Genomic DNA, 24,674 nt, shown 5'->3' with positions numbered 1-24,674 from the left:
TTTGTGGTTTGGTGCTTCCCGACTCGGTGCCAAGCTTTTGAAGTGAGTCGTTAACCCCGGGGAGTTCGCAAGAACGTTTGTACCCGCAAGGAGAAAAGTATGGCGAAAAAAATCGTCGGTTTTATCAAGCTGCAAGTGCCAGCTGGTAAGGCAAATCCATCGCCACCCATTGGTCCCGCATTGGGCCAACGTGGTTTGAACATCATGGAATTCTGCAAGGCGTTCAACGCCCAGACCCAAGGCGTTGAGCCAGGTCTGCCATTGCCAGTGGTGATCACTGCGTTTGCAGATAAATCCTTCACCTTCATCATCAAGACGCCTCCAGCGACCACCTTGATCAAGAAGGCCATCAAGCTCGACAAAGGTTCTTCACGTCCTCACGTCGACAAGGTAGGCAAGATCACTCGCGCTCAGCTCGAAGAGATCGCCAAAACCAAGATGGAAGACTTGAACGCTGCAGACTTAGACGCAGCTGTTCGCATCATCGCCGGCTCTGCCCGTTCGATGGGCGTGACTGTGGAGGGCGTGTGAAATGGCTAAGTTGACTAAAAAACAAAAAGCCCTCGTGGGTAAAGTTGAAACAACGAAGTTGTACGCCTTGGCTGATGCTTTGAGCATCGTCAAAGAATGCGCCACTGCCAAGTTCGATGAATCTATCGACGTGGCTGTGCAGCTCGGTATCGATGCTAAGAAATCTGACCAAGTGGTGCGCGGCGCTGTCGTGTTGCCAAACGGTACAGGTAAAACTGCTCGTGTGGCTGTGTTCGCACAAGGCGCTAAAGCTGAAGAAGCGAAAGCCGCTGGTGCTGACGTGGTGGGTATGGACGACTTGGCCGCGCAGGTCAAAGCTGGCGACATGCCTTTTGACATCGTGATTGCAGCCCCTGACGCCATGCGCGTGGTGGGTACTTTGGGTCAAATCTTGGGCCCACGCGGTCTGATGCCTAACCCCAAAGTCGGCACAGTGACGCCAGACGTTGCGACAGCTGTGAAAAACGCCAAAGCTGGTCAAGTCCAGTTCCGCGTTGACAAGGCCGGTATCGTGCACACCACCATCGGTCGTCGTTCATTCGACACCGACAAGTTGCAAGGCAACTTGGCTGCGTTGGTTGAAGCTTTGAACAAAGCCAAGCCAGCTTCTAGCAAAGGTGTTTACCTGCGCAAAGTCGCCGTGTCCTCCACCATGGGTGTGGGCGTGCGCGTGGATGTGCAAACCGTCGGCGCTTAAGCGACGAGGTCAAGTCAAGCGCTTTTTGGCGCTTGCAAAATTTGGGTGACGTGAAAACGTTGCCCGAAGTGGTGGGCTGAAGCAACTCTTCAAGGTTGCTCAGGCCATCCAAGACCGTTGGTGTGAAGCTTGACTTCACTTAATCGAATGACCAACGCAGATGGCGATCCCGCTAGACGGAATTCTTCCTGACAGTTAGGTCGCTGCAAAAGTGGCGTGTCAACGAGCAAATGCTTGACGACACATTTAAAGGAGTAGACCTTGAGTCTGAATCGCAGTGAGAAAGAAGCGGTCATTTCAGAAGTGACCAACCTCGCCGCCCAAGCTCAAACGCTGGTGATTGCGGAATACCGCGGCATCACGGTCGCTGACATGACTAAATTGCGCAACCAAGCGCGTAGCAATGGTGTGAGCCTGAGCGTGTTGAAAAACACACTCGCACGCCGTGCTGTGACTGGTAGCTCATTCGAAGTGGTGGCAGACCAGATGACCGGCCCGCTGATCTATGGCTTCTCTGTTGACGCAATCGCTGCCGCTAAGGTGGTGGCTGAGTTCGCGAAAACCAACGACAAGTTGGTGATCCGTGCTGGCGTTTACGGTGGCAAAGCGATGGACGCTAATGGCGTTAAGCAATTGGCAAGCATCCCTTCGAAAGAAGTGTTGTTGGCTCAGTTGTGTGGCTTGATGAAGTCGCCTATTTCCCGCACCGCAGTGGTGTTGGGTGCTTTGGCGGCCCAAAAAGGCGAAGCAGCTGCCGCTTAATGCGCAGCTTGTGTTTTAACTAATTGTTAGGAAATAAAAATGGCATTCGATAAAGACGCATTTTTGACCGCGCTCGACAGCATGACGGTCTTGGAACTCAACGACTTGGTGAAAGCCATCGAAGAGAAGTTTGGCGTGAGCGCAGCTGCTATGGCAGCTCCTGCAGCTGGTGGCGCTGGTGGCGCTGCTGCTGGTGGCGAAGAGAAGTCTGAATTCAACGTTGTGTTGACAGACGCTGGCGCAAACAAAGTGTCCGTGATTAAAGCAGTTCGCGAAATCACCGGTCTGGGCTTGAAAGAAGCCAAAGACATGGTTGACGGCGCTCCAAAGGCTGTGAAAGAAGGCGCTTCTAAGGCTGACGCTGAAGCCGCTAAGAAGAAGCTCGAAGAAGCTGGTGCTAAGGTTGAACTGAAGTAATTCGGTTCACCTTCGAGGCTGGAGTGCCCTGCAAAGGGCCTCCAGCCTTCTGTGCTTACAGAGCGCACCCATGAGCGGGTTGAAATCAACCTTCTTTTGAGTGTCTTCTGACCCCAACTGCAGAAGATGCCTTGGTTCGGGTTGCGTGCAATGCGCAACCGTCCGCCAACGCTGGTAGAGGCCAGCCGCCAAGCCCGTTGCATGCGAAGTCGACATCGCATGCAGCAACAGTTTTGAAAGATCAAGCCCGGAGATCTCATGGCCTATACATATACCGAACGCAAGCGCATCCGCAAGAGTTTCGGCAGCCGCGACAGCGTGCTGGAAATTCCATATTTGTTGCAAATGCAAAAAGACGCGTACACCGCGTTCTTGCAAGCTGACACCCCACCTAAAAAGCGTACCAACGATGGTTTGCAAGCTGCTTTTGAAGCTGCTTTCCCTATCGTGTCGCACAACGGTTTTGTCGAGATGAAATATCTCGAATACAACTTGGCCAAACCCGCCTTTGATGTGCGTGAATGCCAAACCCGCGGTTTGACTTTCTCTTCAGCTGTGCGCGCCCGCGTGCAACTCATCATTTATGACCGTGAGTCTTCAACACCACAGTCCAAAGTGGTCAAGGAAGTGAAAGAGCAAGAGGTCTACATGGGCGAAGTGCCTTTGATGACTGACAAAGGTTCCTTCATCATCAACGGTACTGAGCGCGTGATCGTGTCTCAGTTGCACCGCTCACCTGGCGTGTTCTTCGAACACGACAAGGGTAAGACCCACAGCTCTGGCAAATTGTTGTTCAGCGCACGCATCATTCCTTACCGCGGTTCATGGCTCGACTTCGAATTCGACCCCAAAGACTTGCTGTACTTCCGCGTCGACCGTCGTCGCAAAATGCCCGTCACAATTCTGTTGAAAGCCATCGGCTTGACACCAGAAACCATCCTCGCGAACTTCTTCGTGAACGACAACTTCCGCTTGATGGACAGCGGCGCCCAAATGGAATTTGTGGCTGAGCGTCTGCGCGGTGAAGTGGCTCGCTTTGACATCACTGACAAAGCCGGCAAAGTGATCGTTGCCAAAGACAAGCGCGTGACAGCACGTCACACCCGCGAGTTGGACGAAAGCAAAACCACGCACATCAGCGTGCCTGAAGACTTCCTCATTGGCCGCGTGTTGGCCAAGAACATCATCGACAGCGACACCGGCGAGTTGATTGCCCGTGCCAACGATGAGTTGACAGAAGCCTTGCTCAAGAAATTGCGCGAAGCCGGTGTGCAAGAACTGCAATGTATCTACACCAACGAACTCGACCAAGGTGCGTACATTTCGCAAACTTTGCGCACAGACGAAACTGTGGACGAATTCGCAGCGCGCGTGGCCATCTATCGCATGATGCGCCCTGGCGAGCCACCGACCGAAGATGCGGTGCAAGCCTTGTTCCAACGTTTGTTCTACAACCCAGACACGTACGATTTGTCGCGCGTGGGTCGTATGAAGTTCAACGCCAAAGTCGGCGCAACAGACTCTACAGGTCCCATGGTGCTGACCAACGACGACATCTTGTCTGTCGTGAAGATCTTGGTCGACTTGCGTAACGGCCGTGGCGAAGTGGACGACATCGACCACTTGGGTAACCGTCGTGTGCGTTGCGTGGGCGAATTGGCCGAAAACCAATACCGCACAGGTTTGGCACGTATCGAAAAAGCCGTGAAAGAGCGTTTGGGTCAAGCCGAGCAAGAGCCTTTGATGCCTCACGACTTGATCAACTCCAAGCCCATCTCTGCTGCGCTCAAAGAGTTCTTCGGCGCATCACAGTTGTCTCAGTTCATGGACCAAACCAACCCATTGGCTGAGATTACGCACAAGCGTCGTGTTTCAGCTTTGGGCCCAGGCGGTTTGACACGCGAACGCGCAGGCTTTGAAGTCCGTGACGTGCACGTGACCCACTACGGTCGCGTGTGTCCTATCGAAACACCAGAAGGTCCAAACATTGGTTTGATCAACTCTCTGGCTTTGTATGCCCGCTTGAACGAGTACGGCTTCATCGAAACACCTTACCGTCGCGTGGTCGATGGCAAAGTGACGATGGACATCGACTATTTGTCCGCCATCGAAGAAGGCAAATACGTCATCGCTCAGGCCAACGCGGCTTTGGACAAAGACGGCAAGCTGACTGGCGACTTGGTGTCTGCCCGTGAAAACGGCGAATCTATTTTGTGCGGCGCAGAGCGCATCCAATACATGGACGTGTCTCCAGCGCAGATCGTGTCAGTGGCGGCATCTTTGGTTCCGTTCCTCGAGCACGATGACGCGAACCGCGCGTTGATGGGTGCCAACATGTCACGCCAAGCCGTGCCTGTGTTGCGTCCTGAAAAACCCATGGTCGGTACCGGTATCGAGCGCGTTGCTGCGGTCGACTCTGGCACGGTGGTGACTGCCAACCGTGGCGGCGTGGTTGACTATGTGGACGCCACCCGCGTGGTGGTTCGCGTGAACGACGCTGAAGCGCAAGCTGGCGAAGTGGGCGTAGACATCTACAACCTCATCAAGTACCAACGTTCCAACCAAAACACAAACATCCATCAGCGTCCGATCGTCAAGCGTGGCGACAAGATTGCTAAGGGTGACGTGATTGCTGACGGCGCTTCAACTGACCTGGGCGAAATCGCCATCGGTCAAAACATGCTGATCGCCTTCATGCCTTGGAACGGCTACAACTTCGAAGACTCGATCTTGATCAGCGAGCGCGTGGTGGCAGAAGACCGCTACACCTCGATTCACATCGAAGAACTCGTGGTGATGGCACGTGACACCAAGTTGGGCGCGGAAGAAATCACACGCGATATTCCTAATTTGGCTGAGCAACAACTCAACCGTTTGGATGACTCCGGCATCATCTACGTGGGTGCAGAAGTGCAACCCGGCGACACACTGGTCGGCAAGGTCACGCCAAAAGGCGAAACCACACTCACGCCAGAAGAGAAACTGTTGCGCGCGATCTTCGGCGAAAAAGCCAGCGACGTGAAAGACACATCACTGCGCGTGAGCCAAGGTTCGCAAGGTACGGTCATCGACGTGCAAGTCTTCACCCGTGAAGGCATCCAGCGCGACAAACGTGCTCAGCAAATTATTGATGACGAACTCAAGCGTTTCCGTCTCGACTTGAACGACCAGCTCCGCATCGTGGAAGCTGACGCGTTTGACCGTATCGAAAAACTCTTGAACGGCAAAACTGCCAACGGTGGTCCTAACAAGTTGGCCAAGGGCAGCAAGATCGACAAGGCCTATTTGGCTTCTGTCGAGAAGTTCCACTGGTTCGACATCCGTCCTTCTGATGAAGAAACTGCAAGCCAGTTGGAAAGCATCAAGAACGCGATGGAACAAACCCGTCACAGCTTCGATTTGGCTTTCGAAGAGAAGCGCAAGAAGTTGACACAAGGCGACGAGTTGCCAGCAGGCGTGTTGAAGATGGTTAAGGTCTACTTGGCCGTCAAGCGTCGCTTGCAGCCTGGTGACAAGATGGCCGGTCGTCACGGTAACAAAGGTGTGGTGTCCAAGATCGTTCCGGTCGAAGACATGCCTTACATGGCCGACGGCACACCTTGCGACATCGTGTTGAACCCCTTGGGCGTTCCTTCACGTATGAACGTGGGTCAGGTGCTGGAAGTTCACTTGGGTTGGGCTGGTAAAGGTATCGGTCAACGCATTGGCAACATGCTCCAAGCAGAAGCCAAAGCCGCCGAAATCCGCAGCTTCATGGAAGAGTTGTACAACGGTTCAGGCCGCAAAGAAGATCTGAGCAAGCTCAATGACGCGCAAATCGTCGAGATGGCTGGCAACTTGACCAACGGTGTGCCTTTTGCAACTCCCGTGTTCGACGGCGCTGCAGAAGAAGACATCCGTGCCATGTTGAAGTTGGCGTACCCAGATGACATCGCCAAGGCGAAAGGTCTGACCGCCACACGTACACAAGCGCACTTGTTTGATGGTCGTACGGGTGAAGCTTTCGAGCGTCCCACCACTATCGGTTACATGCACTTCTTGAAGCTCCACCATTTGGTTGACGACAAGATGCACGCACGTTCTACTGGCCCATACAGCTTGGTCACACAGCAACCGCTGGGTGGTAAGGCTCAGTTCGGTGGTCAGCGTTTCGGTGAGATGGAGGTGTGGGCTTTGGAAGCTTACGGTGCCTCTTACACCCTGCAAGAAATGCTCACCGTCAAGTCCGACGACGTGCAAGGCCGTACCAAGGTGTACGAGAGCATTGTCAAAGGCGAGCACTCGATCGAAGCGGGCATGCCCGAATCGTTCAACGTGTTGGTCAAGGAAATTCGTTCCTTGGGTATCGACATTGAGTTGGACCGCTCTTAATCGCTTGGACTACATAAGGATTTAAAAAATGAAATCATTACTCGACCTGTTCAAGCAATTCACACCCGATGAGCATTTCGATGCCATCAAGATCGGCATGGCTTCTCCCGAGAAGATCCGTTCATGGTCTTTCGGTGAAGTGAAAAAGCCAGAAACCATCAACTACCGTACCTTCAAGCCTGAGCGCGATGGTCTGTTTTGCGCCAAGATCTTTGGCCCAATCAAAGACTACGAATGCTTGTGCGGCAAATACAAACGCCTAAAACACCGTGGCGTGATTTGCGAGAAGTGCGGCGTTGAAGTCACACAAACCAAAGTGCGTCGCGAGCGCATGGGTCACATCGACCTGGCCGCACCTTGCGCCCACATCTGGTTCTTGAAGTCATTGCCATCTCGTTTGGGCCTCGTGCTCGACATGACCTTGCGTGACATCGAACGCGTGCTGTACTTTGAAGCATACGTCGTGACCGACCCCGGCATGACACCTTTGAAGAAATTCGCCATCATGTCGGAAGACGACTACGAAGCCAAAGTGGTGGAGTACGGTGACGAATTCGTCGCCAAGATGGGCGCTGAAGGTATCAAGGACTTGCTCGAAGGCCTCGACCTCGACGTTGAAATCGAGAAGCTGCGCAACGACCTGACTGGCTCAGAACTCAAGATCAAGAAGAACGCCAAGCGTTTGAAATTGATGGAAGCGTTCAAGAAGTCTGGCATCAAGCCCGAGTGGATGGTGTTGTCTGTCTTGCCCGTGTTGCCACCTGATTTGCGTCCATTGGTGCCGCTGGATGGCGGTCGTTTTGCGACCTCTGACCTCAACGACTTGTACCGTCGCGTGATCAACCGTAACAGCCGTCTGCGTCGTTTGCTCGAACTGAAGGCGCCAGAAATCATTGCTCGCAACGAAAAGCGTATGTTGCAAGAGTCCGTGGACAGCTTGCTGGACAACGGTCGTCGCGGCAAGGCCATGACAGGCGCTAACAAGCGCGCCTTGAAGTCATTGGCTGACATGATCAAAGGTAAGAGCGGTCGTTTCCGTCAAAACTTGTTGGGTAAGCGCGTCGACTACTCTGGTCGTTCCGTGATTACCGTGGGCCCAACTCTCAAGCTGCACCAGTGCGGTTTGCCCAAGTTGATGGCGCTTGAGTTGTTCAAGCCTTTCATCTTCTCGCGTCTCGAAGCCATGGGCATCGCGACCACGATCAAGGCTGCGAAGAAAGAAGTCGAATCCGGCTCCGCCGTGGTGTGGGATATCTTGGAAGAGGTGATCAAAGAGCACCCCGTGATGTTGAACCGTGCGCCTACGCTGCACCGCTTGGGTATTCAAGCGTTCGAGCCGATCTTGATCGAAGGTAAAGCGATTCAGCTGCACCCACTCGTCTGTTCAGCGTTTAACGCCGACTTCGACGGTGACCAAATGGCCGTTCACGTGCCTTTGTCTGTGGAAGCACAGATGGAAGCCCGTACCTTGATGCTCGCTTCGAACAACGTGTTGTTCCCCGCATCTGGCGAACCCTCTATCGTGCCTTCACAAGACGTGGTGTTGGGCTTGTACTACGCCACCCGTGACCGTATCAACGGCAAGGGCGAAGGCTTGGTGTTTGCCAACGTGGCCGAAGTACAACGCGCGTTGGACGCCGGTGTGGTCGAGTTGACTGCCAAGGTCAGCGTGCGTATCACCGAGTGGACCAAAGACAAACAAACCGGTGAATTCACCGAGGCGACCAAGCTGGTGGACACCACCGTGGGCCGTGCCTTGCTGTCTGAGATCTTGCCCAAGGGCTTGCCTTTCGAAGTCATCAACAAAGCGTTGAAGAAGAAAGAAATTTCTAAGCTCATCAACGTCGCGTTCCGCAAGTGCGGTTTGAAAGACACTGTGGTGTTCGCTGACAAGCTGTTGCAAAACGGTTTCCGTTTGGCTACACGTGCCGGTATCTCGATTGCCATCGACGACATGTTGGTGCCACCAGAGAAGCACGCCATCATCAGCGCCTCTGAAAAAGAAGTCAAAGACATCGAACAGCAATACGTGTCCGGTTTGGTGACTTCTGGCGAGCGTTACAACAAGGTGGTTGACATCTGGGGTAAGGCGGGTGACGCCGTGTCAAAGGTGATGATGGACCAACTCCGCAAAGAGAAGACCATCGACCGTCACGGCAATGAAGTCGAACAAGAATCGTTCAACGCCATTTACATGATGGCCGACTCTGGCGCTCGCGGTTCTGCCGCTCAGATTCGTCAGTTGGCCGGTATGCGTGGTCTGATGGCTAAGCCTGACGGTTCCATCATTGAGACCCCCATCACGGCGAACTTCCGTGAAGGTCTGAACGTGTTGCAGTACTTTATTTCCACCCACGGTGCACGTAAGGGTCTGGCCGACACAGCGTTGAAGACAGCGAACTCCGGTTACTTGACACGTCGTTTGGTTGACGTGACCCAAGACTTGGTGGTGACTGAAGATGATTGCGGTACACAAAACGGTACCTTGATGCGCGCCATCGTTGAAGGCGGTGAAGTGATTGAATCACTGCGCGAACGTATCTTGGGTCGCGTGGCGGCAGAAGACGTGATCAACCCTGAAACACGTGCTGTGTTGATCAAGGCTGGCGTCATGTTGGACGAAGACACCATCGACGAAATCGAAGCCGCAGGCGTGGATGAAGTGAAAGTGCGCACAGCACTGAACTGCGAAACACGTTTTGGCTTGTGCGCGATGTGCTATGGCCGTGACTTGGGTCGCGGTGGCTTGGTCAATAACGGTGAAGCTGTGGGCGTGATCGCTGCGCAGTCCATCGGCGAACCAGGTACCCAGCTGACCATGCGTACGTTCCACATCGGTGGTGCTGCGTCGCGTGCGGCTGTGGCCTCCAGCGTGGAAGCTAAGTCGAATGGTGTGATTGGTTTCAATGCCACCATGCGTTATGTGTCCAACACCAAGGGTGAATTGGTGGTGATTTCTCGTTCTGGTGAAATCGTCATTCATGACGAACATGGCCGTGAGCGTGAGCGTCACAAAGTGCCTTATGGTGCGACCCTGACCGTCAAGGCGGACCAAACTATCAAGGCTGGCACCATCTTGGCTAACTGGGATCCATTGACCCGCCCCATCATTACCGAATACGCCGGTCAGGTGAAATTCGAGAACGTGGAAGAAGGCCTCACCGTGGCCAAGCAAGTGGACGAAGTCACTGGCTTGTCTACCTTGGTGGTGATTGACCCCAAACGTCGCGGCTCTACCAAAGTGGTTCGCCCACAGGTCAAATTGATTGATGCGTCTGGCAAAGAAGTCAAGATCCCTGGCACTGACCACGCGGTGACGATTGGCTTCCAAATCGGTGCGTTGATTCAAGTGCGCGATGGTCAAGATGTGGGCCCAGGCGAAGTCTTGGCGCGTATCCCTGTCGAAGGTCAAAAGACCCGCGACATTACCGGCGGTTTGCCACGTGTGGCCGAACTCTTCGAAGCCCGTTCACCCAAAGACAAAGGTGTGTTGGCCGAGATGACCGGTACTGTGTCCTTCGGTAAAGAAACCAAAGGCAAGGTTCGTTTGCAGATCACCGATCCAGAAGGCAAGGTCTGGGAAGAACTCGTGCCCAAAGAGAAAAACATCTTGGTGCACGAAGGCCAGGTGGTCAACAAGGGCGAGAGCGTGGTGGACGGCCCAGCCGATCCACAAGACATCTTGCGTTTGTTGGGTATCGAAGAGCTGTCTCGCTACATCGTCGACGAAGTGCAAGACGTTTACCGCTTGCAAGGCGTGAAGATCAACGACAAGCACATTGAAGTGATCGTGCGTCAGATGCTGCGTCGCGTGGTGGTCGAGAGCGTGGGTGATTCCAACTACATCGCTGGCGAACAAGTGGAACGCTCCGAGATCCTCAATACCAACGAAGCCTTGCTCAAAGACGGCAAAGTGCCAGCGACTTACACCAACTTGTTGTTGGGTATCACGAAGGCCTCGTTGTCGACCGACTCGTTCATCTCTGCGGCTTCTTTCCAAGAAACCACACGTGTGTTGACCGAAGCGGCCATCATGGGCAAGCGCGACGAATTGCGCGGCTTGAAGGAAAACGTCATCGTGGGTCGTTTGATCCCGGCCGGTTCTGGTTTGGCGTACCACAAGGCCCGCAAGGTGAAAGACGCGATGGACGATGCCGAGCGCCGCGCCATTGCCGAAGCCGAAGCTGCTGAATTGGCCGGAGGCTCTTCTGAGGAAAAGGCTCAAGCTGATCACGGTGCAGGCGAAGAAGCGTAAAGCGACCCTCTCAACAAAGGCCCGAAAGGGCCTTTGTTGTTTGGGAGGATCGGTCAAAGCACAAGGAGTGCAACATGCTTGATGCGTGGTGGTTTTGGTTTTGTGTCGCCTTGATGGTGTTTTGGAGCGTGGGGGCCTATCGCCGCTTGGTGGGGTTACGCACAGCCGTGAATAAACAATTCGCCGTGCTAGAAGAGCTGATGTTGCGCTATCAAGCCTTGGTGCAAGAGGCTACGACAGCAGCGGTGACATCACCTTCCGGATGGCAGACAGCGGTCTCACCCGAGTTAGGGGCGAGTCATTGGACGCGGTTGCAGGTGGCGGCTAATTTATCGGCCATGGCATTGGCCCGCATGCAAGAGCACCCGCTAGATCCAGCTTCGTCAATTGCGTTGGTGGCAACCAGTCGAGACTTGCAAGACGCATGGGAAGCGCTGACGCATCCCGATGTTTACTATGTCTCGGTTCCTGCTGAGTTGACGCAACGTTGGACTGAATTGGGCATCGCTATACAGCCCGATTTACAACGCTTTAACCAAGCTGTAGTGAATTACAACGAAGCGATTGACATGTTCCCCGCGAATTGGATGGCGCGTACGTTCAAGTTCAAGCCCGGGCGCATCTTGGCATGAGTGAGTCCAAATCAGCGCCTGTGGCCTTGTGGCAGCAGCTACAAGCCGTTGCGCATGCGCTGGCGCAGGTGCGTCGAGGGGCCTCGGGGACCACTGCATTGGAGGGCGTATCTCCCGCCTTGCGCCCTGGCGTGCAGGCGTTGTTGTTTCAAACATTGCGTCACCTTGGACGTGCTCAAGCATTGCGTGCGCAATTGGCCACGCGTGCGCCTGCACCCTTGGTAGATGCAATGTTGTGCACTGCATTGGCCTTGGCATGGGACTCAGAGCAGGCGCCTTACGAACCCCACACCTTGGTGAATCAGGCTGTTGAGGCTGCTAAAAAATCACGCAATTTGCGTATGCAAGCCAATTTTTTGAATGCATGCTTGCGTCGATTTTTGCGTGAGCGTGATGCGTTGATTCAAGCCACGAATCATGATGTGCAAGCTCACTGGAATCATCCGGTTTGGTGGGTCAAGCGCTTGCAAAAAGATCATCCAGAACATTGGCAACAAATTTTGCGGACCAATAACCAGGCCGCACCGATGACCTTGCGTGTCAATGCGTCACGGACCTCGCGCTCAGCTTTGCAAGACATGTGGGCAGCGAAAGGCGTGGCATCACACCCGGTGGGTGAGCAAGGCTTGGTCTTGACGCAAGCGACCCATGTGCATGAGATTCCCGGTTTTTCAGAGGGGCTGTGTTCGGTACAAGATGCGGCCGCACAGTGCGCGGCGCAACTACTGCTGAAAGACTTTGCGCCGATGCGTGCGGGCTTGCGCGTGCTGGATGCTTGTGCCGCGCCTGGTGGAAAAACTGCGCATTTGCTAGAGCTACTCAATGAGCAGAGTGAGGTGCTGGCGTTGGACATCGATCCGCAAAGGTGTGAACGAATTCAACAGAATTTGAAGCGTATCGGCAAAGTCGCGACGGTGGTTGCCGCCGATGCCGCCCAAACGCGCACATGGTGGGACGGGCAACTGTTTGATGCGATCTTGCTTGACGCGCCTTGTACGGCATCGGGTATCGTGCGACGTCATCCAGATGTGCGCTGGTTGCGCCGCGAGTCGGATATCGACAACCTCGCTGCAATTCAGAAAAATTTACTCAAGCAGTTGTGGCCGTTGGTCAAGCCGGGTGGGCGATTGCTGTACTGCACATGTTCTGTCTTCAAGGCCGAGGGCGATGACCAAGTCAAAACGTTTGTTGAACACAACACCAATGCCCGTTTAATGCCCTCTCTCGGGCATTTAAGACCTCAAAACGAGACAAGTACCGCCGAGCTCGCCGACAATCTGCCTGGTGACCATGACGGCTTCTATTACGCTTTGTTTGAAAAAATACCAGCACCTTGAAATGCTTGCCTTGCGCGGCTTTCAGGGGGCTAAGCGTTGTTGCGTGCTGATCGCGGTCGTGTGTCTGCTGGCAATACCCAACTTGGCGTTAGCGTATACGACGGTTGAGTTGCAAGACCTGAAGCTAGAGCGGCAAGATGCGGCATTGTCGATGAGCGCGAATTGGCGATTCGACCTGCCTTCGGCATTAGAAGATGCGCTGCTCAAAGGGATTACCTTGTACTTTGTCACAGAGGTTGAAATTACCCAAGAGCGTTGGTACGTATACAACCAGCGTGTGGCGCAAGCAGAACGTCATGTGCGCTTGTTTTATCAGCCGTTGACGCGACGATGGCGTGTCAACATTTCTCCGCAACCATTCAGTGTGACTGGCTTAGGCATGAGCTTGGGGCAAAGCTATGACAGCGCAGAAGAAGCGATGGGAGCTGTGCGTCGTATCGTGCAGTGGCGTATCGCCAATGCAACCGACTACAACCCAGAGGCGAAGCAGACCATCAGCATCAACTTCAAGCTAGATCTCAAACAATTGCCACGGCCGTTGCAAATTGGTGCGACTGGGCAAAGTGATTGGAATATTGGCTTCAGTAAAACACAGCGATTGGAGTTGACGCCATGATTGAGCTGGCTGAAAAGCGCACGCGCCTTTCTAGCTTTCAGTTGCGGTGGTTGTTGGTCATCAGCGCAGCGGTGGTTTTGGGCCTAGGGCTGGTGCTGCTTTTCTTGCTCACACAAGCGGCTGATAACCGTGAGCTCTATGAGAAAAACTACCGCCAACTGTTCGCCTTGAATGTGGTGGTCGCGACACTGCTCATGGGTGTCATTGCATGGTTGTCTGCGCGGTTGCTGATGCGCCTGCGCGAAGGCAAGTTTGGCAGCCGACTGCTGCTAAAAATCGCGGCAACTTTTGCCTTGGTGGGGTTCTTGCCCGGCCTATTGATTTACAGCGTGTCATACCAGTTTGTATCGCGCTCGATTGAGAGCTGGTTCGATGTCAAGGTGGAGGGGGCGTTAGATGCCGGTTTGAATTTGGGGCGGACCACGCTGGACACCCTCGCCAATGACCTAGGGCAAAAAACGAGGGCAGCCAGTGCGCAAATCAATGACCTTCCAGATGCCTCTGTGGGGCTTGCACTTGAGCGCATGAAAGACCAGCTCGATGCGGATGACGTTATTTTGTGGACCACGACGGGGCAGGCCATTTCAAGTGCCGGTGAGTCACGCTACAAAATCAATCCAGATCGACCCACGTCAGCGCAGCTGCGTGCAGTGAAAACCCAAAACATCGTGACCGCGATAGAGGGCCTCGATGAGGCTGAATTGCAAGGCAATGCCAAAGCAAGGATTCGCGCGTTGGTGTTGGTCGCGCCGTCTGGTTTGGGGTTGTTGATTGAGCCGCGCGTGTTGCAAGTGACCAAAGCCATTCCGCCAACCTTGGTGAGTAATGCGCTGGCGGTTGAGGTGGCTTACCGCGAGTACCAAGAGCGCGCACTCGGTCGCGATGGACTGCGCAGCATGTACATCGGTACTTTGACCTTGAGTTTGTTTCTGGCCGTATTTGGTGCCGTGTTGTTGGCGGTGCTCATTGGCAATCAGTTGGCTCGACCTCTGCTCATGCTGGCCGAGGGTGTGCGAGATGTAGCTGCAGGTAATTTAAGCCCCAAGCCGGCATTGCAAGGACGCGATGAACTCGGTGGTTTGACGCGTTCGTTTGCAGAAATGACGCAACAACTGGCAGACGCGCGTGCGGCAGTCGATCGAAGTATGTTGCAGGTGCATACCTCACGCGCCAATTTGCAAACCATCCTCGATAACTTGACTGCAGGGGTCATCGTGTTGACGGAGGATGGCCGCATCAAGTCATCGAATCCAGGTGCCACGCGCATTTTGCGCGTGCCCTTGGCCGCCTGGGAGGGGCGTGCTTTGAGTGACATCGAGGGCTTGGTTGAGTTTGCCGAGCATGTGCACCGCGAGTTCGATGGCTTTTTGGGCGAGCGTAGCCAACATGGGCTTGATCATTGGCAGCAATCGTTTGAATTGCATGCCACAGCCATCAGTCCGGCCGTTCAATTGACCGACGATAAGCAGCAACACATCACCTTATTGGCTCGTGGAGCCGTCTTGCCTAACAGTGGACGTCTGCTCGTTTTTGACGATATTTCTGAAATTGTGTCTGCCCAACGTGCCCAAGCCTGGGGTGAAGTGGCTCGCCGTTTGGCGCATGAAATTAAGAACCCATTGACACCCATTCAATTGTCTGCAGAGCGCTTAGAGATGAAGCTCGGCGGCAAGCTGCAAGAGTCAGAGCAGTTGATTTTGAACAAGTCCGTCAAAACCATCGTGGATCAAGTCGATGCCATGAAACGCTTGGTGAACGAGTTTCGTGACTATGCGCGATTGCCAGTGGCCGAACTCAAGCCTTTGGATTTGAATGCCTTGGTGCAGGATGTGATGCAGTTGTATGGCACAGAGAACGCCGCTGTTCCTGTTTATGCCCAATTAGATGCCGCTTGTCCGATCATCTTGGGGGATGCTCAGCAACTCCGACAAGTGGTGCACAACCTTTTACAAAATGCACAAGACGCCACCGATGGACAACCCCATCCAATGGTCTCCATTGCAACGCAATGGGTCTCGACCTCTGGGCGCGTCCGCTTGGTGGTGCGGGACAACGGGCCAGGTTTTCCACCCAAAATTTTGAATCGTGCCTTTGAGCCGTATGTAACCACCAAAACCCGTGGTACAGGGTTGGGATTGGCGGTTGTGAAGAAAATTGCGGACGAACATTCGGCCCGTGTCGACCTCAAAAATCGTGGATTACAAGGGCGGGTGATTGGGGCGCAAGTGTCGTTATCATTCCAAGTTGCAGAATCACAACAAAATCAACTGATTTAATCCAGCGAGACAAGTTAAGACATGGCAAATATTTTGGTGGTGGATGACGAGTTGGGTATTCGTGATCTCCTGTTTGAGATCCTCAACGATGAAGGTCATGCCGTAGAAGTAGCTGAGAACGCAGCGCAAGCACGACTGGCCAGACAGGCCGCCCGTCCTGATTTGGTCTTGCTGGACATTTGGATGCCCGACACCGACGGTGTGACCCTGCTCAAAGAATGGGCGGGTGCGGGCTTGTTGAATATGCCTGTCATCATGATGAGTGGTCACGCCACCATTGACACGGCGGTTGAGGCCACCCGCATTGGTGCGCAAGCCTTCTTGGAAAAACCCATCACTCTGCAAAAGCTGCTCAAGGCTGTGGAGCAAGGTTTGGCGCGTAAGCCTTTGATGGCTGCCCCATCGAAAGTGGGGGGAGTTGCGCAAAGTAAAGATGTGGCAGCGATGTCTAACGCCCCTCAGGCTGTGGTGCTGCCGCCAACCCATCAAAGTTTTGACTTGGAGCAACCCTTGCGAGAGGCGAGAGACGCATTTGAACGCGCCTACTTTGAATACCACTTGACACAAGAGAATGGATCGATGACGCGTGTGGCCGATAAAACCGGACTCGAGCGTACCCATCTGTACCGCAAGCTCAAACAGCTAGGGGTTGATCTGTCTAAGGCTAAACGAGCAGGTTAACTTAGTCCTGCTTATCGGAGGCTTCGTGCGTGCGCTGTCGCACGGTGTCTACGATGCGAGTGTGATGTGCTACCCAGCGCAAGGCGAGCGCGCCAATGAGTGCCCCGTTCAAATCACCGATCACCATGTACGCCAGTTGATGAGGATCGACAAGTTGTGATGTGTCTAATGCAGACCAAAGTAAATGGTGTGTGAGGGCATTCAGTAAAGCGTAGAACAACGCTAATTTGAGCAAGTCACTCAGTTGTGTCAGAGCTAAATCGCGTTTTTGCATGAAGCGCATCAACACCACGGCCAGTGCAGCGCTGCCTGCCGAAATGACGGTGTTGCAAATGTTGAGCCATAAGCTGTCGCTCATCCAAAAGAAAAGCAAAGCGCCGCCAAATGCGGTTCCTAGTGAGCCCCACAAAAGACCCAATAGCAAGACATTTAACAAACGAAGAAAGCTGGGTAGATAGACGAAGCTGATGTGCTCTGTGACCTCTAGGTGACTGAATAACCAACTGTTGGCAATGTGCGTGGCCGCGTATAGAACACCTGCCAACGCAACCCAGAGGACGAGGCCAATACCAGCGGTGTTAGTTTGTTGAGTGGTCATGTTGGGCGGGCGAACCTTTGAAATCGCAGAAAGTTCTGTTTTTCATAGAGGGCATCTTAATCCCTGCCTCATAGGGTGCTACAATCTAACTCTCGGCCCGGTAGCTCAGTTGGTAGAGCAGCGGATTGAAAATCCGCGTGTCGGCAGTTCGATTCTGCCCCAGGCCACCAGATACACCCCGTAACTTCGAAAGAAGCTACGGGGTTTTTCTTTGTATAGTCCGCAGGCAATCCATCAAAAGTGATGGCAATCAATAAGGATGACAATGAAACTACATGTCGGTGGTAAGGAAGTCAAAGAAGGCTGGAAGTTGCTAAATGCTCAGGATGGCCCCGGCGTTGATTTTGTTGGTGACATTCGTGATTTGTCGCAATTCCAAACAGCCTCGTGTTCCGTCATTTATGGCTCTCATATCTTGGAGCACATTGGGCAGCAGGACATGGTTGAAACGCTACGTGGCATTCGTCGACTCTTAAAGGCAGATGGTGAGCTCTACATCAGCGTGCCTGACCTAGATACGTTGTGTCGCTTGTTCCTTCATCCAGAGATGGATTTCGACGGCAAATTTCATGTCATGCGCATGATGTTTGGTGGCCAAGTTGACCCTTGGGATTTCCATTACATCGGTCTTAACTTTGACATCTTGGCCAACTATTTGAGTGCTGCTGGCTTTACTGCATGCAAGCGCGTAGATGCATTTGGCTTATTTGACGACACCAGCAGTTTTGCGCCATACGGCGTGCCCATCAGTTTGAATGTGATTGCGTATAACCAGTGACGTTGAACGTGGCGTCACTTATTCGCTGCGTTCTCAGCTGATGCCGCACTGGCACGCTGGGCAAACTCTGCACGCAAAGCTTTGAGCTTTTCGCGAGGGTCTTCTTTGATGGTTGCTTTGTCGAGCCCCATCTCTGCAATGAAGCGACTGGGTTGAGCGGCAATCATCTCGCGGCCCTTTTTGCGCTTGCGTGTCCAGCTCACGGCCAAGGTGCGTTGTGCTCGCGTGATGCCCACGTACATGAGTCGGCGCTCTTCTTGCAGTCGCACGGCAATGTTTTCATTGGTGTGCTCGGTGCCGGGTTCGTCGTCTAAACGGAAAGGCAACATGCCTTCGGTGACGCCGACTAACATGACGTGCGGCCACTCCAAACCTTTGGAGGCATGCAAGGTCGAGAGCGTCACCACGTTTTGGTCTTTCTCACGCTCGGTGAGCGTGGAGAGCAGCGCGATGGTTTGCGCCACCTCCAACAGGTTTTTCACCTCGTTGCCAGTGGTCACGCCAGCGGTGTCATCAATCTGACCGCCACAGCGCTGTGCCATCCAGTCGCAAAACTCCATCACGTTCGCCCACTTGGATGCAGCGGCTTTTTCGCTTTCTTCGGCGTCGTAGAGGTGTTTTTCGTAGCCAATGTCTTTGAGCCAATCGGTCAAGAAAGCGCGAGCGTCATCAGCGCCCGTGGTGAGACGGGCGCGAAATTCAAGGTCGTTCACGTAGCGGCCAAACTCGTGCAAGCTGCCCAAAGCGCGTGAGCTCAACACAGAGGGCAGGCTGTTGCTGAACAGCGCTTCAAACATGCTGAGTTTGTATTTGCTCGCGAACTCACCCAAAGTGGCCAAGGTTTGGTGGCCAATTCCGCGCTTGGGTGTGGTGACCGCGCGCAAGAACGCTGGGTCGTCGTCGTTGTTCACCCACAGGCGCAGCCATGAACACAGATCGCGAATTTCAGCGCGGTCAAAAAAGCTTTGACCACCCGACACCTTGTAGGGAATTTGCGCCTTGCGCATGGCGATTTCAATCACGCGGGCTTGGTGATTGGCGCGGTAGAGGATGGCAAAGTCTTGCAGCTCGCGGTGACCGCTGCCTCCGGCATCGGTGCCTGCACGTAGCGATTGGATGCGTGCCACCACGCGTTCGGCTTCGTGTTCTTCGGTGTCGGCATCGACCACGCGCACAGGCTCGCCTTCGCCGAGTTCTGAGAACAAGGTTTTGGGAAACAGCTTGGGGTTGGGCTGAATCACGTTGTTGGCCGCACGCAAAATGGCGCTGGTGGAGCGGTAGTTTTGCTCCAGCTTGATGACCTTCAGTGTGGGGAAGTCTTGCGGCAGTTTGCGCAGGTTGTCGAGCGTCGCGCCGCGCCAGCCGTAAATGGATTGGTCGTCGTCCCCTACAGCGGTGAATCGGGCATTTTCACCGACCAAGCACTTGAGCACTTCGTATTGGGTGGCGTTGGTGTCTTGGTATTCGTCGACCAGGACGTGGCCGAGCTGGTTTTGCCATTTCTGGCGTACTTCCTCATGCTCTTGCAGCAGTTTCAAGGGCATGCCAATGAGGTCGTCAAAGTCCACGCTTTGGTAGGCGGCCAGACGTTCTTCGTAGCGGGCCATGATTTTGGCGATGGTGCGCTCGTTGTCGTCTTTCGCTAGCGCCAACGCTTGGGCCGAATTGAGGCCCATGTTCTTCCACAAGCTGATGGTCCATTGCCATTGACGTGCGGTGGCAATGTCTGTCGTGCCGCCGGCGTCTTTCAAAATGCCGGTCACATCGCCACTGTCCATGATGCTGAACTGAGGCTTTAAGCCCATCACACCGCCGTCTTGCCGCAACATGCGCACGCCCAGTGCGTGAAAAGTGCAAATCAGCACATCGTTGGCAGCTTTGCCAATCAGGCCACGGGCGCGCTCACGCATTTCAGCGGCCGCTTTGTTGGTGAAGGTGATCGCCGCGATGCGTTTGGGTTCAAGCCCTGTTTGAATGAGGCGGCCAATCTTATGGGTGATCACACGTGTCTTGCCCGAACCAGCGCCCGCCAAGACCAGACAAGGACCGTGCAAGAAATTGACGGCTTCTTGTTGCGCGAGATTAAGACCAGCAGACATTCGGGAGACAGTGAAAGTGAAGCGGGCAATGATACCGACCTGCTCGCAAGGCAAAATAGACGCGTGCTGAACATTCTTCTCGTTACCTTCCCCTTCTTTGCGCTTGTGCTGGCTGGCTTTGTGGCGGCGCATCGCCGCATGCTGCCGCTGGACGCAATTCCAGGTTTGAATGGTTTTGTGTTGTTCTTTGCGCTGCCATGCATGTTGTACCGCTTTGGCGCGAGCACACCCATCGTGCAACTGCTGGATGCCACGTTGTTCTTAGCTTATTTACTGTGCGCCTTGCTGATGGTGGGCTTTGTGGTGGCGGTGAGTTTGAACAAGCGCATTGGCTGGAACGACGCCTCGTTTGGTGCATTGGTTGGCGCGTTTCCCAATACGGGCTTTATGGGGGTCCCGTTGTTAGTGGCCTTGCTGGGTGCGTCGGCTGCTGGCCCTGCCATCGTGACGATTGTGGTGGACATGGTCATCACCACGTCGTTGTGCATTGCGTTGTCACGCTTAGATGGTGCGGACGAACACGGCGCAAGCAAGGCGGCTAGAAGTGCCTTGAAAGGTGTGCTGACCAACCCCATGCCGTGGGCCATCAGCTTAGGTGGTTTGTCTTCAGCGATGGATTGGCAGTTGGTGGGCCCTGTTGCCAAGACCGTGGGCTTGTTGGCTGACGCCGCGTCGCCCGTGGCACTGTTCACGATTGGCGCAGTGCTGGCGCGTTCACAAATTCGTGTGAAAGAAAGCGGTCATCCGCCCATTTTGTGGCGCGACTTTTTGCCTGTGGCACTTTTCAAATTGATCTTGCATCCCGTGCTGGTCTTGCTCGTCTTGGCTGCTGCAGTGCAAATGGGCTTTGTGATTGAACGCTTCACCATGGTGGTGGTGGTGCTGGTGGCAGCATTGCCGAGTGCCAGCAATGTGGCCTTGCTGTCGGAACGCTTTGGTGCGGACACAGGCCGAATCGCCATGATTATTTTGTTCACCACCGCGGCCGCGTTTTTTACTTTTTCGGGCGCTGTTGCCTTGCTGCACGGCTAAAGCGTCGAGACATAGGGTCTCGTCAGACGGCTTCGTTTTAAATGGCCAGCGGGTCTACATCCACCGCCCAGCGAATGACTTGCCGATGTGCGCTGCGTAGGGCATGCAAATCTGCCTGCCAATGCGATAAGAAATGCTGCAGCGCTTTGCGCGAGGTGCATTCAATCAACATCTGCGCACGCTCGATATTGGCCACGCGCTGAATCGTCATCGGCACAGCTGGGTACAAATCCACCATCAACTCATCGGCCAAGGCTGCGCCTGCGTCACGTGCAGCGTTTAAAAAGCCTTGCGCGGCTTCTTGGCTGCGTGCTTCTGCGCGCACCAAGGCTTGGAAGCTGAAAGGCGGCAAGGTGGCTTGCTCGCGTTCTTTGAGTTGTTGCTCGGCGAAGGCAGGGTAGTCGTGCTGTTTGAGCGCTTCAAACAGCGGATGCAGTGGGTGAAAGCTTTGCACCCACATCTCGCACGGACTGCTGGTTTGCATGTCAGCATCGCGGCCCGCACGACCTGCGGCTTGCATGAGCAAACTGAATAAGCGCTCAGGTGCACGGAAGTCACTCGAAAACAAAGCGCCATCAGGATTGAGCGCGGCCACTAAGGTGACGCGTCTGAAGTCGTGTCCCTTGGCAATCATTTGCGTGCCCACCAACACGTCCACTGCGCCCGCATGTACCTCAGCCAGTTGACGTTCGAGTTCGCCTTTGAGGCGTGTGCTGTCTGCGTCAATGCGGGCAATGCGGATGGGTTCGCCATCGGGGCGGCGGACGTCTGCGAGCAATTCGGCCAAATGCTCTTCGAGTTGCTCGGTGCCTCGGCCCAGGGGCGAAATGTCTAAGTTGCCACAGCTCGGGCACGCGCGTGGCACGGGCTGCGTGAAGCCGCAGTGGTGGCAGCGCAGCGTGCGGTCGAGTTTGTGGAACACGCGGTAGGCGCTGCAATGCGGGCATTCGCTTTTCCAGCCGCAGTCGTTGCAGTTGAGTACGGGGGCGTATCCACGGCGGTTGAGCAGCACCAAGATTTGTTCGCCGCGCGTCACGCGCTCGCGCATGGCGTCGAGCAAGTGGTTCGAGAACACGGTTTTGTACGGCTGGCGGTTCATGTCCACACGACGCACCAAGGGCAAAGCACCTTGGCCCACACGCGAGGGCATGGCCAAGCGCATGTAGCGGCCTGCGGGCTCAGAGGCAGTAGCGGGGCGGCTGTGGTGCCAGCTTTCGAGTGAAGGCGTGGCCGAACCCAAAATCACTTTCGCGCCTTCGAGTTGTCCGCGGTAGATGGCGAGGTCCCGCGCTGAATAACGCGCACCTTCTTGCTGCTTGTAGCTCGGATCGTGCTCTTCATCCACCACGATGAGCTGCAAATGCGGCATCGACGCAAACACCGCCATGCGCGTGCCCAACACAATGCGCGCTTCGCCGCTGTGTGCGGCCAGCCAGTTTTTCAGGCGTTGCGCAGGCGTGAGGCTGCTGTGCATGGACACCAAACAATCGGCACCCCAATGCGGACAAAAGCGTGCGCGAAACCGTTCTTCCAGCTGAGGCGTGAGGTTGATCTCGGGCACCATCACCAAAATTTGCGCGTGTGGGTTCTGTTCCAACACGTTCTGCGCAGCGCGTAAATACACCTCGGTCTTGCCGCTGCCGGTGTTGCCAAACAACAAGAACGGACCTTTGTGGGCCGCAATGTCGGCCAGCACGTGGGTTTGTTCTGCGGTGGGCGTGGGAATGACGGGGGCTGCGCCTTCGTAAGCGGCCACGGCTTTGGGCTTGCGCTTTAAGCGGCGGGCCCATTGCTCGGTGCTGAGGTCACGCAGTTGGCTGGGCAGTGCGGCCAAAGCCACTTCGCCTGCGCTGCGTTGGTAGTAGCTCGCGGCAAACTGCACCAACTGGCGCCAGTGGGGGCTGAGCGGTGGCAGACCATCCAACACGCTGGCGATGGCGCGCAGCTGCAAGGGCTCGGTGGTTTCGGCTGGCGTTTTTGCATCGTCCCACACCACGCCTAACAATTCGCGACTACCCAGTGGCACGCGCACCAAGGTGCCAGGCGCATGCGCTGCATCGCTTTCGTACGTGAGAGCGGCACCAATTCCGCTGTGCGCGGGGGTGTGAACCATCACTGAAATTAAGTGCGACATGTCAAGCGGTCAGTTGGGTGATTTTGCTCAGGTGTTTTGGCAGAAAAGGCTTTAAGTCGTTGATTTAAAAAGGCTTCAGGGTAAACCCAGAGATTCTGTGGATAACTTTGTTGATATCTGCAGTTGTGAGGCTCCCAAGGCGCATGGATCAAGGCTTGGAACAAACTGCCCGAAAAAAATGCATCCCAAGAATCCTATATGAATCAATGACTTACGAGCGATTAAAGTTTTCCAAAATCCGGCAAAAGAAAAAAACACGTTTGAGCCATGGATCAGCTTTTTTGTGCATAAGTGTGAAGTCGAAGTAAAACTTTTGGTGACTTGACACACTCTTTCTCTCAACAGTTTTAGGCTTTTCTCAACGCACGTGAGTAGCTGTGCACCGTCTCTACCAGCACGCCCACGCTCTCGGGTGGTGTGTATTGGCTGATACCGTGGCCCAAGTTGAAAATTTGGGTGGGGCCGGTGGTGGTTTTGTCGGTGTGGGGTTTGCCAAAGGCGTCGAGCACACGGCGCGCTTCCGCGGCCACGGCGTCGGCTGGGGCAAACAAAGCGTTGGGGTCAAGGTTGCCTTGCAGGGCTTTGCCTAGGCCGCCTACAGCGCCGCCGACTTCGGCACGGGCGGTGGCTAAGTTGACCGTCCAGTCCACGCCCAAGGCATCGCAGTCGAGCTCGGCCATTTCGGGCAACCACAAGCCGCCGCCTTTGGTGAATACGATGCGTGGAATCACCGCGCCATCATGGCTGCGTTTGAGCTGCGCCAACACGCGTGCGGTGTAGGCCATGCTGAATTGTTGGAACATGCCGTCGGCCAGCACGCCGCCCCAGCTGTCGAAGATCATCACGGCTTGGGCGCCTGCGTCGATTTGCGTGTTCAGGTAGACAGCCACGGCATCGGCGTTGATTTCCAAAATGCGGTGCATCAAGTCGGGGCGGCTGTACATCAGGCTTTTGACTTGGCGGTAGTCGTCAGAGCTGCCGCCTTCGACCATGTAGCAGGCCAGCGTCCAAGGGCTGCCTGAAAAACCGATGAGCGGCACGCGGCCATTCAAGGCTTTGCGAATGCTGGTGACCGCGTCAAACACGTAGCGCAGCTTGGCCATGTCCGGCACGGCCAGCTCGGCCACGGCAGCTTCGTCGCGTACATGCTTGGCGAACTTGGGGCCTTCGCCTTGGGCGAAGGTCAGGCCCAGACCCATGGCGTCGGGCACGGTCAAGATGTCGCTGAACAAGATGGCAGCGTCGAGCGGGTAGCGCTCCAGTGGCTGCAGGGTGACTTCGGTGGCGTAGTCCACGTTGGTGGCCAAGCCCATGAAGCTGCCCGCTTTGGCACGGGTCTCACGGTATTCAGGCAAATAACGGCCGGCTTGGCGCATGAGCCAAATGGGGGTGTGGTCGGTTGCTTGACGCAGGCAAGCGCGCAAGAAGGTGTCGTTTTGGAGTGGTGCAAACATGGCG

The 24,674-nt window shown here is 54.9% G+C and carries 17 protein-coding genes and 1 tRNA gene; 14 read left to right on the top strand and 4 right to left on the bottom strand.

The features are described 5' to 3' along the window. Positions 1-99: 99 nt before the first annotated feature. The 11 genes from rplK to QMG27_RS11680 all read left to right on the top strand — a co-directional run bounded on the left by rplK (position 100) and on the right by QMG27_RS11680 (position 16,575). Positions 100-531: a 50S ribosomal protein L11 gene (rplK, locus tag QMG27_RS11730; RefSeq protein ID WP_281811524.1), complete on the top strand. Its 432-nt coding sequence runs from the start codon at positions 100-102 to the stop codon at positions 529-531. A 1-nt stretch (position 532) separates the two neighbouring features. Continuing rightward, positions 533-1,228 carry a 50S ribosomal protein L1 gene (gene rplA / locus QMG27_RS11725; RefSeq protein ID WP_281811522.1) on the top strand — a complete coding sequence of 232 codons (696 nt, stop codon included), beginning with the start codon at positions 533-535 and terminating at the stop codon, positions 1,226-1,228. Positions 1,229-1,489: 261 nt separating this feature from the next. Then, the gene (rplJ, locus tag QMG27_RS11720; protein ID WP_281811520.1) at positions 1,490-1,990 is read left to right on the top strand and encodes a 50S ribosomal protein L10; all 501 of its coding nucleotides are present in this window, start codon (positions 1,490-1,492) and stop codon (positions 1,988-1,990) included. A gap of 39 nt (positions 1,991-2,029) precedes the next feature. Next, positions 2,030-2,407: a 50S ribosomal protein L7/L12 gene (gene rplL, locus QMG27_RS11715; protein WP_281811518.1), complete on the top strand. Its 378-nt coding sequence runs from the start codon at positions 2,030-2,032 to the stop codon at positions 2,405-2,407. Positions 2,408-2,665: 258 nt separating this feature from the next. Beyond that, on the top strand, positions 2,666-6,778 hold the full coding sequence (rpoB, locus tag QMG27_RS11710) for a DNA-directed RNA polymerase subunit beta (RefSeq protein ID WP_281811516.1): 4,113 nt from the start codon (positions 2,666-2,668) through the stop codon (positions 6,776-6,778). A gap of 28 nt (positions 6,779-6,806) precedes the next feature. Then, positions 6,807-11,033: a DNA-directed RNA polymerase subunit beta' gene (gene rpoC, locus QMG27_RS11705; protein WP_281811514.1), complete on the top strand. Its 4,227-nt coding sequence runs from the start codon at positions 6,807-6,809 to the stop codon at positions 11,031-11,033. Positions 11,034-11,107: 74 nt separating this feature from the next. Next, complete coding sequence (locus tag QMG27_RS11700) at positions 11,108-11,665, top strand: LemA family protein (RefSeq protein ID WP_281811512.1); 558 nt, start codon at positions 11,108-11,110, stop codon at positions 11,663-11,665. After that, positions 11,662-13,002 carry a 16S rRNA (cytosine(967)-C(5))-methyltransferase RsmB gene (gene rsmB, locus QMG27_RS11695; RefSeq protein WP_281811510.1) on the top strand — a complete coding sequence of 447 codons (1,341 nt, stop codon included), beginning with the start codon at positions 11,662-11,664 and terminating at the stop codon, positions 13,000-13,002. Before QMG27_RS11700 ends, rsmB begins: the two co-directional genes overlap by 4 nt. A gap of 1 nt (position 13,003) precedes the next feature. Continuing rightward, positions 13,004-13,618: a DUF4390 domain-containing protein gene (locus QMG27_RS11690; protein WP_281811508.1), complete on the top strand. Its 615-nt coding sequence runs from the start codon at positions 13,004-13,006 to the stop codon at positions 13,616-13,618. After that, positions 13,615-15,894 (top strand): ATP-binding protein, encoded by a 2,280-nt coding sequence (locus QMG27_RS11685; protein ID WP_281811506.1) that lies wholly within the window; start codon positions 13,615-13,617, stop codon positions 15,892-15,894. The genes QMG27_RS11690 and QMG27_RS11685 overlap by 4 nt, the downstream gene beginning before the upstream one ends. A gap of 21 nt (positions 15,895-15,915) precedes the next feature. After that, complete coding sequence (locus QMG27_RS11680) at positions 15,916-16,575, top strand: response regulator (protein WP_281811504.1); 660 nt, start codon at positions 15,916-15,918, stop codon at positions 16,573-16,575. Between the two features lies 1 nt (position 16,576). Here the strand turns inward: QMG27_RS11680 and QMG27_RS11675 are convergent, their stop codons facing one another. Next, the gene (locus tag QMG27_RS11675) at positions 16,577-17,173 is read right to left on the bottom strand and encodes a hypothetical protein (protein ID WP_281811502.1); all 597 of its coding nucleotides are present in this window, start codon (positions 17,171-17,173) and stop codon (positions 16,577-16,579) included. A gap of 94 nt (positions 17,174-17,267) precedes the next feature. Between QMG27_RS11675 and QMG27_RS11670 the strand changes: the two genes are divergently transcribed. Continuing rightward, a tRNA-Phe gene (locus QMG27_RS11670) sits at positions 17,268-17,343 on the top strand. Positions 17,344-17,438: 95 nt separating this feature from the next. Further along, positions 17,439-17,951: a methyltransferase domain-containing protein gene (locus tag QMG27_RS11665; RefSeq protein ID WP_281811500.1), complete on the top strand. Its 513-nt coding sequence runs from the start codon at positions 17,439-17,441 to the stop codon at positions 17,949-17,951. Between the two features lie 14 nt (positions 17,952-17,965). Here the strand turns inward: QMG27_RS11665 and QMG27_RS11660 are convergent, their stop codons facing one another. Continuing rightward, positions 17,966-20,050 (bottom strand): UvrD-helicase domain-containing protein, encoded by a 2,085-nt coding sequence (locus QMG27_RS11660; RefSeq protein ID WP_281811498.1) that lies wholly within the window; start codon positions 20,048-20,050, stop codon positions 17,966-17,968. Positions 20,051-20,113: 63 nt separating this feature from the next. Between QMG27_RS11660 and QMG27_RS11655 the strand changes: the two genes are divergently transcribed. Then, entirely contained in the window at positions 20,114-21,082 is a 969-nt protein-coding gene (locus QMG27_RS11655; protein ID WP_281811496.1) for an AEC family transporter, read from the top strand. 37 nt (positions 21,083-21,119) lie between these two features. Here the strand turns inward: QMG27_RS11655 and priA are convergent, their stop codons facing one another. Both priA and hemE read right to left on the bottom strand, forming a co-directional pair. After that, positions 21,120-23,216 (bottom strand): primosomal protein N', encoded by a 2,097-nt coding sequence (priA, locus tag QMG27_RS11650; RefSeq protein ID WP_281811494.1) that lies wholly within the window; start codon positions 23,214-23,216, stop codon positions 21,120-21,122. A 347-nt stretch (positions 23,217-23,563) separates the two neighbouring features. Further along, complete coding sequence (gene hemE, locus QMG27_RS11645; protein WP_281811492.1) at positions 23,564-24,670, bottom strand: uroporphyrinogen decarboxylase; 1,107 nt, start codon at positions 24,668-24,670, stop codon at positions 23,564-23,566. Between the last annotated feature and the right edge of the window lie 4 nt (positions 24,671-24,674).

Origin of the sequence: Limnohabitans sp. MORI2, from assembly GCF_027925025.1 — a bacterium.
Taxonomy (GTDB): Bacteria; Pseudomonadota; Gammaproteobacteria; order Burkholderiales; family Burkholderiaceae_C; genus Limnohabitans.
This window is presented reverse-complemented; position numbering and strand designations above follow the sequence as displayed.

Bases quoted from the DNA above. Each gene is read 5' to 3' on its own strand.
- rplK (WP_281811524.1), top strand. From the start codon at position 100: ATGGCGAAAAAAATCGTCGGTTTTATCAAGCTGCAAGTGCCAGCTGGT.
- rplA (WP_281811522.1), top strand. From the start codon at position 533: ATGGCTAAGTTGACTAAAAAACAAAAAGCCCTCGTGGGTAAAGTTGAA.
- rplL (WP_281811518.1), top strand. From the start codon at position 2,030: ATGGCATTCGATAAAGACGCATTTTTGACCGCGCTCGACAGCATGACG.
- rpoB (WP_281811516.1), top strand. From the start codon at position 2,666: ATGGCCTATACATATACCGAACGCAAGCGCATCCGCAAGAGTTTCGGC.
- rpoC (WP_281811514.1), top strand. From the start codon at position 6,807: ATGAAATCATTACTCGACCTGTTCAAGCAATTCACACCCGATGAGCAT.
- QMG27_RS11700 (WP_281811512.1), top strand. From the start codon at position 11,108: ATGCTTGATGCGTGGTGGTTTTGGTTTTGTGTCGCCTTGATGGTGTTT.
- rsmB (WP_281811510.1), top strand. From the start codon at position 11,662: ATGAGTGAGTCCAAATCAGCGCCTGTGGCCTTGTGGCAGCAGCTACAA.
- QMG27_RS11690 (WP_281811508.1), top strand. From the start codon at position 13,004: ATGCTTGCCTTGCGCGGCTTTCAGGGGGCTAAGCGTTGTTGCGTGCTG.
- QMG27_RS11685 (WP_281811506.1), top strand. From the start codon at position 13,615: ATGATTGAGCTGGCTGAAAAGCGCACGCGCCTTTCTAGCTTTCAGTTG.
- QMG27_RS11680 (WP_281811504.1), top strand. From the start codon at position 15,916: ATGGCAAATATTTTGGTGGTGGATGACGAGTTGGGTATTCGTGATCTC.
- QMG27_RS11675 (WP_281811502.1), bottom strand. From the start codon at position 17,173: ATGACCACTCAACAAACTAACACCGCTGGTATTGGCCTCGTCCTCTGG.
- QMG27_RS11665 (WP_281811500.1), top strand. From the start codon at position 17,439: ATGAAACTACATGTCGGTGGTAAGGAAGTCAAAGAAGGCTGGAAGTTG.
- QMG27_RS11660 (WP_281811498.1), bottom strand. From the start codon at position 20,050: ATGTCTGCTGGTCTTAATCTCGCGCAACAAGAAGCCGTCAATTTCTTG.
- priA (WP_281811494.1), bottom strand. From the start codon at position 23,216: ATGTCGCACTTAATTTCAGTGATGGTTCACACCCCCGCGCACAGCGGA.
- hemE (WP_281811492.1), bottom strand. From the start codon at position 24,670: ATGTTTGCACCACTCCAAAACGACACCTTCTTGCGCGCTTGCCTGCGT.